Annotated in this window: 13 protein-coding genes; 12 read left to right on the top strand and 1 reads right to left on the bottom strand. The window is 52.9% G+C overall.

The features are described from left to right. Positions 1-4 precede the first annotated feature (4 nt). Genes ACQE3D_RS23765 through ACQE3D_RS23755 form a run of 3 tightly spaced genes read left to right on the top strand, consistent with a single transcriptional unit; the run spans position 5 to position 2,178 of the window. Entirely contained in the window at positions 5-568 is a 564-nt protein-coding gene (locus ACQE3D_RS23765) for a DedA family protein (protein WP_064023988.1), read from the top strand. A 3-nt stretch (positions 569-571) separates the two neighbouring features. Next, entirely contained in the window at positions 572-1,423 is an 852-nt protein-coding gene (locus ACQE3D_RS23760; RefSeq protein ID WP_313731038.1) for an HvfB family MNIO-type RiPP peptide maturase, read from the top strand. Continuing rightward, positions 1,423-2,178, top strand: coding sequence for an HvfC family RiPP maturation protein (locus ACQE3D_RS23755; protein WP_313731040.1), 756 nt, complete (start codon positions 1,423-1,425; stop codon positions 2,176-2,178). Before ACQE3D_RS23760 ends, ACQE3D_RS23755 begins: the two co-directional genes overlap by 1 nt. Here ACQE3D_RS23755 and ACQE3D_RS23750 read toward each other — a convergent pair. After that, positions 2,159-2,491: an ASCH domain-containing protein gene (locus ACQE3D_RS23750; RefSeq protein ID WP_064023985.1), complete on the bottom strand. Its 333-nt coding sequence runs from the start codon at positions 2,489-2,491 to the stop codon at positions 2,159-2,161. The two genes, ACQE3D_RS23755 and ACQE3D_RS23750, sit on opposite strands and share 20 nt — an antisense overlap. Before the next feature lie 327 nt (positions 2,492-2,818). Here ACQE3D_RS23750 and ACQE3D_RS23745 point away from each other — a divergent pair, with 327 nt between their 5' ends. From ACQE3D_RS23745 to ACQE3D_RS23705, 9 genes are all read left to right on the top strand, one after another. Then, complete coding sequence (locus tag ACQE3D_RS23745; protein WP_281021751.1) at positions 2,819-3,847, top strand: methyl-accepting chemotaxis protein; 1,029 nt, start codon at positions 2,819-2,821, stop codon at positions 3,845-3,847. 11 nt (positions 3,848-3,858) lie between these two features. Then, a complete protein-coding gene (locus ACQE3D_RS23740) occupies positions 3,859-4,227 on the top strand; it encodes a response regulator (RefSeq protein WP_064023983.1) in 369 nt (122 codons plus the stop codon). A gap of 56 nt (positions 4,228-4,283) precedes the next feature. Then, on the top strand, positions 4,284-4,571 hold the full coding sequence (locus tag ACQE3D_RS23735; protein ID WP_064023982.1) for an STAS domain-containing protein: 288 nt from the start codon (positions 4,284-4,286) through the stop codon (positions 4,569-4,571). A gap of 12 nt (positions 4,572-4,583) precedes the next feature. Further along, positions 4,584-6,755 carry a chemotaxis protein CheA gene (locus ACQE3D_RS23730; RefSeq protein WP_064024005.1) on the top strand — a complete coding sequence of 724 codons (2,172 nt, stop codon included), beginning with the start codon at positions 4,584-4,586 and terminating at the stop codon, positions 6,753-6,755. Between the two features lie 143 nt (positions 6,756-6,898). Further along, on the top strand, positions 6,899-10,981 hold the full coding sequence (locus ACQE3D_RS23725; RefSeq protein ID WP_313731044.1) for a methyl-accepting chemotaxis protein: 4,083 nt from the start codon (positions 6,899-6,901) through the stop codon (positions 10,979-10,981). A gap of 8 nt (positions 10,982-10,989) precedes the next feature. Then, entirely contained in the window at positions 10,990-11,553 is a 564-nt protein-coding gene (locus tag ACQE3D_RS23720) for a chemotaxis protein CheW (protein ID WP_064031405.1), read from the top strand. Positions 11,554-11,562: 9 nt separating this feature from the next. Next, positions 11,563-12,402: a CheR family methyltransferase gene (locus tag ACQE3D_RS23715; protein ID WP_064031404.1), complete on the top strand. Its 840-nt coding sequence runs from the start codon at positions 11,563-11,565 to the stop codon at positions 12,400-12,402. An 82-nt stretch (positions 12,403-12,484) separates the two neighbouring features. Then, positions 12,485-13,570 carry a protein-glutamate methylesterase/protein-glutamine glutaminase gene (locus ACQE3D_RS23710; protein ID WP_313731046.1) on the top strand — a complete coding sequence of 362 codons (1,086 nt, stop codon included), beginning with the start codon at positions 12,485-12,487 and terminating at the stop codon, positions 13,568-13,570. A 74-nt stretch (positions 13,571-13,644) separates the two neighbouring features. Further along, a complete protein-coding gene (locus ACQE3D_RS23705) occupies positions 13,645-14,085 on the top strand; it encodes a VOC family protein (protein WP_064031402.1) in 441 nt (146 codons plus the stop codon). Positions 14,086-14,091 lie beyond the last annotated feature (6 nt).

Raw genomic sequence — 14,091 nt, 5'->3', positions numbered from 1 at the left:
CATTATGGATTTTCAGGATTTACAGCAGCTCGTTATCGACTACGGTTATCTCGCGCTATTCATCGGTACCTATTTGGAAGGGGAAACCATTCTCGTGATAGCCGGCTTTCTGGCCCACGGTGGTTATTTGGAGTTGCAATGGGTGATGCTGACGGCTTTTCTCGGCACGTTTGCCGGGGACCAGACTTTTTTCTATCTGGGGCGCTGGAAAGGTATCGCCTTTCTGGAGAAGCGGCCGCTCTGGCACAGCAAGACCGACAAAGTGTTTGAGTTGCTGCACAAGCATCAGATACCGGTCATATTGGGTTTCCGGTTTTTATACGGCGTGCGTAACGTCACGCCGTTTGTGATCGGGGCCAGCAAGATCCATCCGTTGAAGTTCTTCGCGCTGAATTTTCTTGGCGCGGCGATTTGGGCGATAGCGGTTGGATATTTAGGTTACACCTTTGGTCAGTTTGCCGAATCCATCATGGGCCAAGTCAAAAAATACGAAATGTATATTCTGGGCGTGCTCGTGGCGATTGGATTGGTGTTGTTTTGGCGATCCACGCACAAGCCGGAGGAATAAGGTATGGACAGCGTTCGCAATCTCGTGCATGGCGCCGGCCTGGGATTGCGGCGCGGCTTTATTGGTGAAATCCTGAATGCACCGCCGACCAATGTCGGTTTTTATGAGGTCGCGCCGGAAAACTGGATGCCGATCGGCGGCAAATATGGCAAGCAATTTCGAGCGCTGACCGAGCGCTACCCTTTTGTTTGTCACGGTTTATCGCTGTCGATCGGTAGCAGCGATCCCTTGGACGAGCAATTTGTTCGCGATTTGAAAGGGTTTTTGCGTCTGCACCGCATCAAATTTTACAGCGAGCATCTGAGTTATTGTAGCGATGGCGGGCACTTATACGATTTGATGCCGATACCGTTCACCGAAGCTGCGGTCAGGCATGTCGCGGGGCGGATTCGCAGGGTTCAGGATATTCTGGAGCAGCGCATCGCCATCGAAAATATTTCCTACTACGCCGCGCCGGGCCAGGAAATGGCCGAGATCGACTTCTTTAACGCCGTGGTCGCCGAGGCCGATTGCGACGTGTTGATCGACATCAACAATATCTACGTCAACAGCGTTAACCACGGCTACGATCCCGAGGCATTCTTGCGGGCGATGCCGGCGGAACGGATTGCGTATGCTCACATCGCCGGGCACTACGTCGAAGCCGAGGATTTTCTAGTCGATACGCACGGCGCCCCCGTGGTAGACCCGGTTTGGGGATTGCTGAATAAGGCCTATGACTGGTTCGGCGTATTTCCGACCCTGCTAGAACGCGATTTCAATCTGCCGCCGTTGACCGAATTGTTGGGGGAAGTTGATACGATCAGCCAAATCCAACAGCATTGGTTGATGGATAGCCGTAAGCAGGTTGCCTGATGGTGGTCGACTTTTCGACCACACAACGCGAGTTTGCCGGCTATATTCGCGCGCCCCTAGCCAACCGGCCGCCGGCTGACGTCGATTCGGGCAGGATGGCGATGTACCGCGAATTGTTCTTCAACAATATTGACAGCTTCTTAGCAAGCAACTTCCCGGTTTTGAAAACCGTGCTGACCGACCAGCAATGGCGGGAGATGGCCGAGGATTTTTATGCCCGTCACCCGTGCCGAACGCCATACTTTTCGCAAATCGCCGAAGAGTTTCTCGATTATCTGCAAAACCAACGGGATAACCCAGCGGATTACCCTTTCCTACTGGAGTTAGCTCATTACGAATGGGTGGAAATGGCGTTGTCGATCGCCCAAGAGCAAGCCACGATTGGGGATGCCGACTTTATAACCGATTCGCTGAATCGCGTCGTCCGGCTGTCGCCACTGGCTTGGCCCTTGCTTTACCAATTTCCAGTACAAGCTATTTCTCCGGCGTTTCTACCGGAAATGCCGGGCGATCAGCCGACATGTTTGATTGTTTACCGCGATATCGATGACGACGTGCATTTTCTGAAAACCACGCCGTTAACAATTCGAGCCTTGCAAATCTTGGACGAATGCGGCGCAATGCCGGGGCGAGCCTGCCTGGATAAACTCGGTGAAGAGTTCCCGCAGCTCGATCGCACCTCGGTTTTGGAGTTTGGCGCGAGGATGTTGACCGAACTCGCCGAGAAAGGCATCGTTATTCCAGGCGACGGCTGAAGCGGTGAACCCAAACCAAGCCGTCCTCGTTCCATTGCATGCCGGCATGCATGCTTAAAATCACTGTCTTGTAGCTTGCTAAATCCGGATAGCCTTCGGCGTCAGCGTCGGCATCGGTCATATCTCCGAGGCGTTGGCGATCCACGCCGATAATCTCGAACTCGATCCCTTCCAAAAAAAATCTCTCTCCGGGATAGGCATATAGGCCGTCTCGGCGTTGCTGGGTTTTATGTCCGGCCAGTGCGGAGGCAATCAATTTTGGGTGACGGATCAGTTTATCGATCGAACAGGTTTTTTCTGGCAAAGCATTCATAACGTAAGGTTTGTTGGATTAAGGTGTAAGGATTCTAGTTAATCTGGTTATTGTTTCACAGCTATAAAAAATAGCGGGGTCTTGTCGCGCAATATTTCAAATATCCCCATTTCGCCACAAAATTACTGTTGGCAATGCGATAGCCATGACAAATTATTCTTTCCGTCATGGTTGTCAAGGTAATTGCTGTCTATACTTTTTTCAGGGTTGTCGCCGCAACCGTAGGTGAGATGCGGTATCAACGGGTCCGTCGAAATAGTGGAGGTCCGGCAAGTGCCTATCTATCTGATTGCAGTTTTAGTGGCGGTGGTACTTATTGGCGGTGTAATGATTGGCGTTAGGGTTGGCTATCGGCGTTTATTGCGGGAACAGCGCAACCTGCCCCCCCCCGCTCCGGTATTGCCATTGACCGAGGTTGAGAAGTACGCCAACGGGATCGAACGTTTTGCTACCGAAGTTACGCCGATTTGGTCGGCGCATATCGAATCTTCCCGCCAACAAATGGAGCAGGCCGTTTCAGAGTTGACGATGCGCTTCGGCGGCATCATTCGAAACCTGGATGTCGCACTCAGCGCGTCATCGGCGACCTTGCAGAGTGGCGACCAAGATATATTCGGTTCCAGTAACGCGCGTTTGCAGCAAGTCGTTCAAGCGCTTGATGCCGCGCTACAAGAAAATGTCGTGGTATTGGAAAGAATTCGCTCCCTCAGCGGTTTCGTCGGTGAATTGAAGAATATGGCCAAGGAAGTGGCCAGAATTGCGGAACAGACCAACTTAATTGCATTGAATGCGGCAATAGAAGCCGCGCGAGCCGGAGAAGCGGGGCGCGGGTTTGCGGTGGTGGCTGACGAAGTCCGCAAGTTGTCCAATCAGTCCGGCGAGACCGGTAAATTAATCGGCGCCAAGGTCGATCAGGTCAGTACCGCGATTCACGGGACCTTGAGCGCGGTCGAAAAAAGTACCGAAAAAGAAGCGGCTGTTGTCGCGGCCTCCAGCGAAAACATCAGGACCGTATTAGCTGGTTTGCAGCAAGCGTTTGAAAATTTGCAGAATAACGCGGTCAATCTGAATCAGTCCGCGCAGATGATCAAGCAGGAAATCAATGGCTCGATTGTGCAGTTTCAGTTTCAAGACAGAATTGGCCAGGTGTTAGTCCATGTGCGCGATAGCATCAACGATTTTCCGCGTCAGGTTCAATTGAGTCATGCCGGCGGCACCTTGTCGTTGAAGCCGCTGGTGGCCGACGAAATCTTGCATGCGCTGACGAGCAGCTACACTATGGAGTCGGAGCACGTGCATCACGGCGCCGGCTCCCCGGTTAACGAACACCACGCTTCCGAAATCACTTTCTTCTAAGGTAACGACATATGGCAAAAACTATTTTAATCGTTGATGACTCGGCTTCCGTTCGACAAGTAGTCGCAATCGCTTTGAAAGGCGCTGGATATGACGTCATTGAGGCCGTGGACGGCAAGGATGGCTTGAGCAAGTTGAACGGCCAAAAGATTCACTTGATCATTTCCGACGTCAACATGCCGAATATGGACGGCATTACGTTCGTAAAGGAACTCAAGCAATTAGCGGCTTACAAGTTTACACCGGTGATCATGCTGACCACCGAGTCGCAAGAATCCAAGAAGCAGGAAGGCCAGGCCGCCGGTGCGAAAGCTTGGGTTGTTAAACCGTTTCAACCGGCGCAAATGTTGGCGGCTGTTTCCAAATTGATATTGCCCTGATCCGAATGCTGGCTTTGAGCTCGGCGACCGATCGGTTAGAACGGAGGTAACTCGCAATGCAAACGCTCACTATAGACGATGAATTGACCATCTTTACGGCCGCCGAGCAAAAGCGGAATTTGCTCAATTTTCTAAGTACCGGCGATGACTTGGAAATTAACCTTTCGCAAGTCGCGGAAATGGATACGGCGGGCCTGCAATTATTGATCTTGTCGAAGCGCGAGGCTGGTCTGGCCGGCAAACAGTTAAGGTTCGTCATGCACAGCAAAGCGGTGCTGGATATTTTGGAATTGGCGAATCTGACGACCGCATTCGGCGACCAGGTCGTCCTGGCACAAAACTAAGAGGTGGGACAGATGAGTATCGACGACGAAATGAAGCAAGCCTTGGTGACGTTCACCATCGAAAGTTTGGAATTGTTGCAGGACATGGAAGATTGCCTGCTGACGATCGAGAACGGTGAAGATCAGTCCGAACGCATCAACGCGATATTTCGGGCCGCGCACACGATAAAAGGCTCGTCCGGCTTGTTTGGTTTGGACCACATTGTACGTTTCACTCACGTGGTCGAGAGTGTGTTGGATGCCTTGCGGGACGGCGTTTTGGAGGTTACACCGGAGTTGGTCGCCATCTTGTTGCCGTGTTGCGATCAGATTGCGCTGTTGATTCGAGCAGTTGCCGATGGCAATACCGACGAAGACCCCGATTTGACGGTAGCTGGCGACGAATTACTGGCCAAACTGCGCCCGTTTCTGGAGCAGCCGGATTTCGCCAAAGAGGTGGTCGCCGCCGGCCCCGATCGTGTGGAGACCATCGGAGGCGGAGGCGTTATGGAAAGCGGCAACTGGCATATTTCCTTGCGCTTCGGTTCGGATAGCCTGCGGAACGGCATGGATCCGTTGTCTTTCATTCGCTATTTGTCCACCTTGGGAACCCTGGTCAATCTAACCACGATCAGCGAAGCGATTCCTCCGGCGGAGCAGATGGACCCCGAGACCAATTATTTAGGCTTCGAAATCGACATTAAGAGCGAAGCCGGCAAGGAGGCGTTGGAGAATGTATTCGAGTTCGTGCGCGAGGATAGCTTGATTCACATTTTGCCACTGGAAAGCGCTATAGGTGAATACATCGAGTTGATCCGCGCATTGCCGGAAGACGATACCTATTTGGGCGAACTTCTGGTCAAAAGTGGCGTATTAACGCGCCGGGAGCTTGAGGAAGGTTTAAGTCAACAGCAGGCTACTACGGAACCGACCAAATCCGCTCAGCCTATCGGTGAAATTTTAGTCGAGCAACAATCCGTCCAGCAGCCCTTGGTGAATGCCGCGCTGGAAAAACAAAAGCAGATTAAAGACAACAAGGCCAGAGAAAACCAGAGTATTCGTGTCGATGCGGAGCGCTTGGACAAGCTGATCGATTTAATCGGTGAGTTGGTGATATCCAGCGCGGGTGTGAACCTGCGCGCGTCGCAGACCGCACAGACCGCATTGCTGGAAGCGACCGGGGAAATGATGCGTTTGGTCGAAGAAGTCAGGGACAGTGCTTTGCAACTGCGAATGGTGCCGATAGGCACCACTTTCAGTCGTTTTCAGCGCGTGGTTCGCGATGTCAGCAAGGAGCTGGGAAAGGACATTGCGCTGGCGATTTCCGGTGGCGAGACCGAAGTGGACAAATCGGTGGTCGAAAAAATCGGCGATCCGTTAATGCATTTGGTCCGCAATGCGATGGATCACGGTATCGAATCAGCCGAAGTCCGTCGGGAGAATGGCAAGTCGGCCCAAGGCACCCTGCGGCTCAATGCCTATCACGAGTCGGGCGTGATTGTCATAGAAGTGCAGGACGACGGTGGTGGTTTGAATCGGGAGCGGATTCTGGCCAAGGCCATCGAAAAAGGTTTAATTCAGCCGGATGCCAAACTGACTGATCAGGAGGTTTATGCATTGATTTTCGAACCGGGATTTTCCACGGCTCAGCAAATCTCCAATCTATCCGGACGTGGAGTCGGAATGGATGTGGTCAAGCGGAATGTTACCGATTTACGCGGATCGATAGAGGTTGATAGTGCGCAGAACGTCGGCACCACCGTGCGCATCCGTTTGCCGCTGACGTTGGCGATTATCGACGGGTTCTTGGTTGGCGTCGGCAAGGCATCCTTTGTGATTCCGCTTGACCGGGTCGTAGAGTGCGTCGAACTCAGCCATGACGATGACGAGCACGACTATATGGATTTGCGAGGTGAAGTCCTGCCTTTCATCCGTTTGAAGAAATTATTCGGCGTTCCTGGCGAATCGGCGCGGCGTGCCAACGTGGTGGTGGTCGAGGTGGCCGGTGCGAAGACTGGGCTGGTTGTCGATCGATTATTGGGCGAATTTCAAACAGTTATTAAACCACTGGGTAAATTGTTCGGCCACGTTCAAGGTTTGGGCGGTTCCACAATACTCGGTAGCGGCGAGGTGGCATTGATACTGGATATCCCGGTATTGGTGGGTGCCTTCGAGCAGTATATGGTGCGCGGGTTTGCGGCGTAACAGTTAATGCAGGGATGAATGTTGGTTGGGTCGGTTTTAAGGATGCTTGCGTCAAAGCATCGCTTGTTCTATTACCCAAGTTTGCGAATATTTATCCTGCGGAAAGCAAAAACGAAAGTTTCCGTGGGCATGGGGTTGAAAAAATGACGATTAAACAACGAATGCTGCTTCTGGTTTTAGCGGCGGTTTTGGGTTTGGGGGGGCTAGCTGGATTTAATTATGTTCAGATCGGCCGTGTCTATACCGCAGCCAATTTCAACACGGAGAATACTTTGCCGAGCGTGCTTATTCTGAACGACATTAGTTTTGAACTGGCAAAAATGCGCACTAACGTTTGGCAACACTTGCTGCAAAGCGAGCCGGCGGCAATGGATGAACTGGAGCGAGGTTTTGCCGAGAGCGACAACAAAATCGATAAATTAATAAAAGATTACGAACCGCTGTTGGCCGACGACGAAGATAAAAAACTTCTTGATGCGGATAAAGCCGGGTTGGCCGAATACGGACTATTTTGGAACAGGGTGCGCGAGTTATCGCGTGCCGGCCAAAAATCGGAGGCTAAGAATCTGATTCTTGACAATCAAGCCTTAATGAACCGGACCGTAAATAATTTTAGGCGCCACGGCGAATACAACGCCGATTTGGGTAAAAATTCCTCCGCATCCGCGGAAGCGATACGTGGAAGTGCAGCGCTCCTCTCCAGCCTGATCGCTTTGTTGGGGATAACGATCATCGGTGCGATCGGAGGGCTGATTACCCGTAATCTGATGCGTCAAATGGGCGGAGAACCGGGTTTTGTCGCGGCATTTGCTGCGAAAGTGGCCGTCGGCGACTTTTCGTCTCGAATCGAGTTGCAAGACGGCGATCACGTCAGTGTGATGGCGGCTATGAAGCGAATGAGCGACAACGTCAAAGCGCTGCTGGCCGAAATGGAGCGCATGAGCAGCGAGCACGAAAAAGGCGATATCGACGTGGTGGTCGATATCGCGAAATTCCAGGGTGATTACAAAGCGATGGCTCAAGGCGTCAACGATATGGTTAACGGCCATATCGCGGTCAAAAAGAAAGCGATGGCAGTCTTTACAAAGTTCGGTCAGGGAGATTTCGACGCCAGTATGGAGAAATTGCCTGGTAAAAAAGCGTTTATCAATGACACGATCGAATTGGTGCGTGGTAACTTGAAAGCGGTCATTCAAGATGCGGACCATTTGGTAAGTGCGGCTGTGGAAGGGCGATTGGCAACTCGCGCAGATGCCAGCAAGCATCAGGGCGATTTCCGGAGATTGGTGGAAGGGGTCAATGCGACATTGGATGCGGTGATTGGGCCGTTGAACGTGGCGGCGGATTATGTGGATAACATATCCCGAGGCAACATTCCGGCTAAGATTACCGACAGTTACAACGGCGACTTCAACACGATTAAAAACAACCTGAACAACTGTATCGACGCGATCGGCAATATGGTCGCCGAAGCGGCGAGCTTGGAAAAAGCCGCGATCGAAGGTCGGTTAGCGACGCGCGCGGATGCGAGCCAGTACCAAGGTGACTATCGGAAGATCGTACAGGGTGTAAACAATACGCTGGACGCGGTGATTGGGCCGTTGAATGTGGCGGCCGACTATGTAGACCGCATTGCAAAAGGCGCCATCCCGGCGAAAATCACCGACAGTTACAACGGCGACTTCAATGTGATCAAAAATAATTTGAACACGTGTATCGACGCGGTCAATGCGTTAGTGGCGGACGCGGTGATGTTGTCGCAAGCGGCGGTGGAAGGCAAACTGTCGACTCGCGCCGATGCGACCCTGCACCAAGGCGATTACCGCAAGATCGTCGAAGGTGTCAACGAAACTCTGGATGCGGTGATTGGGCCGTTGAACGTGGCGGCGGATTATGTGGACAACATATCCCGAGGCAACATTCCGGCTAAGATTACCGACAGTTACAACGGCGATTTCAATACGATTAAAAACAACCTGAACAACTGTATCGACGCAATCGGCAATATGGTCGCCGAAGCGGCGAGCTTGGAAAAAGCCGCGATCGAAGGTCGGTTAGCGACGCGCGCGGATGCGAGCCAGTACCAAGGTGACTATCGGAAGATCGTACAGGGTGTAAACAATACGCTGGACGCGGTGATTGGGCCGTTGAACGTGGCGGCCGACTATGTAGACCGCATTGCAAAAGGCGCCATCCCGGCGAAAATCACCGACAGTTACAACGGCGACTTCAATGTGATCAAAAATAATTTGAACACGTGTATCGACGCGGTCAATGCGTTAGTGGCGGACGCGGTGATGTTGTCGCAAGCGGCGGTGGAAGGCAAACTGTCGACTCGCGCCGATGCGACCCTGCACCAAGGCGATTACCGCAAGATCGTCGAAGGTGTCAACGAAACTCTGGATGCGGTGATTGGGCCGTTGAACGTGGCGGCGGATTATGTGGACAACATATCCCGAGGCAACATTCCGGCTAAGATTACCGACAGTTACAACGGCGATTTCAATACGATTAAAAACAACCTGAACAACTGTATCGACGCAATCGGCAATATGGTTGCCGAAGCGGCGAGCTTGGAAAAAGCCGCGATCGAAGGTCGGTTAGCGACGCGCGCGGATGCGAGCCAGTACCAAGGTGACTATCGGAAGATCGTACAGGGTGTAAACAATACGCTGGACGCGGTGATTGGGCCGTTGAACGTGGCGGCCGACTATGTAGACCGCATTGCAAAAGGCGCCATCCCGGCGAAAATCACCGACAGTTACAACGGCGACTTCAATGTGATCAAAAATAATTTGAACACGTGTATCGACGCGGTCAATGCGTTAGTGGCGGACGCGGTGATGTTGTCGCAAGCGGCGGTGGAAGGCAAACTGTCGACTCGCGCCGATGCGACCCTGCACCAAGGCGATTACCGCAAGATTGTCGAAGGTGTCAACGAAACCCTGGATGCGGTGATTGGGCCGTTGAACGTGGCGGCGGATTATGTGGACAACATATCCCGAGGCAACATTCCGGCTAAGATTACCGACAGTTACAACGGCGATTTCAATACGATTAAAAACAACCTGAATACCTGCATTGAAGCGGTTAACGCTTTGGTGTCCGATGCCAACATGTTGGCGAAGGCGGCCATGGAGGGGCAGTTGTCGACTCGGGCGGATGCGGGCAAACATCAGGGAGACTTCCGCAAAATCGTTGAAGGCGTAAACGAGACATTGGATCGAGTAATTTTGCCGGTCAACGAAGCGGTCGAAGTGCTGTCACTGGTTGAACAAGGCGATCTGACCCGTACCGTCAACGGCGACTATAAGGGGCAATTGGCCGACTTCAAGGATACTGTGAATAACACGATTGCCAAGTTGTCGCAAACAATCAGCGAAGTTGTCGATGCGACGAACCAGCTAAGCAATGCTTCCGAGCAAATTAGCTCGACATCGCAAGCGCTATCGCAATCCGCTAGTGAGCAGGCGGCCAGCGTCGAGGAAACCAGCGCCAGCATCGAGGAAATGGCGGCCAGTATCAATCAGAACGCGGAAAACGCCAAAGTCACCGACGGTATGGCCGGTAAGGCTTCGAAAGAAGCCATGGAGGGCGGTGAGGCGGTCAAGCATACTGTCGAAGCGATGAAAGAGATCGCCAATAAAATCGGCATCATTGACGATATTGCCTATCAGACTAATATGTTAGCGTTGAATGCCGCGATCGAAGCGGCCAGGGCCGGCGATCACGGCAAAGGCTTTGCCGTGGTGGCGGCCGAGGTACGGAAGTTGGCGGAACGCAGTCAAGTCGCGGCACAGGAAATTGGCGAATTGGCTGAGAACAGCGTGAAAACCGCGGAAAGCGCCGGCAAGTTGTTGGACGAAATCGTGCCCAGCATCGCTAAGACTTCGGACCTGGTCCAAGAGATCGCGGCTGCCTCGCACGAGCAGTCCGCGGGTGTCGGCCAAATCAACAACGCCGTGAACCAAATGAACCAGATTACCCAACAGAACGCGGCGGCTAGCGAACAATTGGCGGCCACTTCCGAGGAAATGACTGGGCAGGCGGAGCAACTGCAGAGTTTGATGAGTTTCTTCAAAATTGGTCACCGAGAACAGGGTGGCAGTAGGCGCGCCGTGATCAAGACGCCGCGTAAGACTACGCCTACTCACAGCATGGTAACTTCGGAGCCCGTGGGAAATTACGAGCCTGAATTCGATTTGAACCAATTCGAGCGCTTCTAGGAGGGCATATGGGCACATTGGCAACAAGATCTTCGCAGTCTATGGACTTGGTCGTCGGGCAACAACTTGCGGCGGCCGGCCAATACCTGACCTTTGTATTAGGGGGTGAGGTTTACGCCTTGGGGATACTAAACATCAAGGAAATTATCGATTACGGAAACCTAACGGAAGTACCGATGATGCCCGTATTTGTTCGTGGCGTGATTAACTTGCGCGGCAGCGTGGTGCCCGTGATCGACTTGCTGGCGCGTTTCGGCAAAGGGGTTACCATGATCGCCAAGCGGACGGGGATTGTCATCGTGGAAACCTCGGTCGGAGATAACGACGATAATCGCCAATATTTGGGCATTATCGTCGATGCCGTCAACGAGGTCGTCGAGATTGCCGGGCATGAAATCGAGCCGCCGCCTAGCTTTGGCGCCGGTATTCGGCCGGATTTTATCAACGGGATGGCTAAGCGGGATAATCGTTTCGTCATTTTATTGAACGTCGACAAAGTGCTTTCGGTGGATGAAATGGCGGCGCTGGGACAAGCGGCCGATCATATCCCCGGAAATGCGTTTGCTGAATAATTCACGGTAATGAACAAACCGGCAAATCACTACGGCAATGCTCCGGTATTGCAACACCACGAGTTCCTGTGGATTAAGGACTATTTGTATAAGAATGCCGGAATTGTCCTAAATGAATCCAAGCAAGTCATGGTGATGGGGCGATTGGAAAAGCGCCTGCGTTATTACGATTTGTCGAGCTATACCGAGTATTTCAAGCTTTTTACCAAGCCGGGCTTCGAAAACGAACGAGTGATCGCCATCGATTTGTTGACGACCAACGAAACTTATTTTTTTCGCGAGCCCGCCCATTTCGATTTCTTCACCGGCAGCATTTTGCCGCAATACTCGTCATATCGAAGCTTTCGGGTTTGGAGCGCGGCGAGTTCCAGCGGTGAAGAAGCCTATACTTTAGCGATGTTGTTAGCGGAATACGGTCGCGGCATGCAGTGGGAAATTCTAGGGACCGATATTTCCACTCGCATCTTGGATAAAGCCAAGCGAGGCCTTTATCCTAGTCAGGCTTCCGAGAAAATCCCGCCTGACTTGTTGAAAAAATATTGCCTGAAAGGCACGGGTGAGTACGACGGTTTTCTATTGATCGACCCGGCTCTACGGAGGAATGTCAAATTCGATTACGCCAATTTGATCGGCAACCTGCCGGATTTGGGTAGGTTCGAGGTGATATTTTTGCGGAACGTGATGATTTATTTCGATATTGAAACCAAACAACGTCTATTGGAGCGGATACTGAAATCGCTACAGCCGGGCGGCTATTTTTTCGTCAGTCATTCCGAGTCCCTAAACGGCTTGAATACCGAATTGCAACTGATTCGGCCATCTATTTACCGTAAACCCGAGAAATTCTAGGTCCCGGTTGTCACGGTCACGGTTTCGAATGCGGCGTCGTTTGAGGCGGGGCCGCTGAGGTTAACACAAACAGGCGCGACAAATGACATCACCCAAAATCCGAGTGTTGATCGTCGATGATTCGGCGGTTGTCAGGCAAGTGCTGACCGCTTTTTTAGGGCATTGCCAAGAGATCGACGTGATCGGGGCGGCTTCCGACCCGATATTCGCTATGGCGAAAATGAATCAGGATTGGCCGGACGTGATAGTCCTGGACGTCGAGATGCCGAGAATGGACGGCATCACGTTTCTAAAGAAAATTATGTCGGTACGTCCCACGCCGGTTGTGATCTGCTCAACCTTGACCGAAAAAGGCGCGGAAACCACGATGCAGGCATTAGCGGCCGGCGCCGTGGGTATCGTTACCAAACCGAAAGCGGGACTAAAGAGTTTTCTCGAAGACGATAGCGGCGATATCGTTCACGCGATCAAAGCGGCGGCGTTGACCGATATGCGGAGGATGAAAGCCATGACGATGGCATCGCATGCCGCCGAGGTTAAAAGTCATCATCAACCAAGCCAGCCGACATCGGCGCCTTCCGCGCTGGCGGCGACCACCGACAGGCTAGTCGCTATAGGAACATCGACCGGCGGTACTCAGGCCTTGGAGGTGGTATTGACACATTTGCCGAGGGTTAGCCCCGGCATTGTGATTGTGCAGCACATGCCTGAGAAATTCACCGGCGCCTTCGCGGCCAGACTCAACGGCATTTGCCAAATCGAAGTCAAGGAGGCCGTCAGTGGCGATCGGGTGATTCCGGGCCGGGCGTTGATTGCGCCGGGCGGTAAGCATATGACAGTAATCCGTAGCGGCGCCCAGTACATTGCCGAGGTCCAGGACGGTCCGTTGGTGAACCGGCACCGCCCATCGGTCGACGTGTTGTTCCGGTCCGTGGCGAAATACGCCGGGAAAAACGCGTTAGGTATCATCATGACCGGGATGGGCGACGATGGTGCTCGCGGTTTGCGCGATATGTTGGCGGCTGGTGCCCGTACCGCCGGCCAGGACGAAAAGACTTGCGTTGTCTACGGCATGCCCAAGGAAGCGGTCAAACTCGGTGCGGTTCAGCAAGAGTTGCCGCTGGAGTCCATCGCCGGGTTGATTGAGCAATACGGAAAAGCCAATTAGCGATACCTCGTAAAATCTTCGTCGTAGACCGCTGGGTGTCGGCGATAATGGCGGTTTTGCGATGGAGATTAGCTATGCGCTATTTGCACACGATGGTCCGCGTAAACAACCTGGAAGAGTCGTTGGACTTTTACTGCGCCAAGCTTGGCTTGAGCGAAGTTAGGCGAATGGACAGCGAAGCGGGGCGGTTTACATTGGTGTATCTGGCTGCCCCGGCCGATCTGGCGAGTGCTAGCGCTCAAGACGCTCCCTTGTTGGAGCTGACGTACAATTGGGATGTCGAGGAGTATGCTGGAGGCCGTAATTTCGGCCATTTGGCCTTCGAGGTTGACGACATATACGAGGTCTGTCGGCGCTTGTTGGACCAAGGCGTGACGATCAACCGGCCGCCACGCGACGGTTGGATGGCGTTTATTCGCTCGCCCGATCAAATATCGATAGAATTGTTGCAAAAGGGCGGTGCCCTACCGCCGCAAGAGCCTTGGGTTTCGATGGCGAATGCCGGCGTCTGGTGAGGTCGA

Source organism: Methylomonas sp. MS20 (assembly GCF_050275925.1).
In the GTDB taxonomy this organism is placed as follows: Bacteria; Pseudomonadota; Gammaproteobacteria; order Methylococcales; family Methylomonadaceae; genus Methylomonas; species Methylomonas koyamae_A.
The sequence above is the reverse complement of the archived record's forward strand: the minus strand, read 5'-3'. Positions and strand labels throughout refer to the sequence as shown.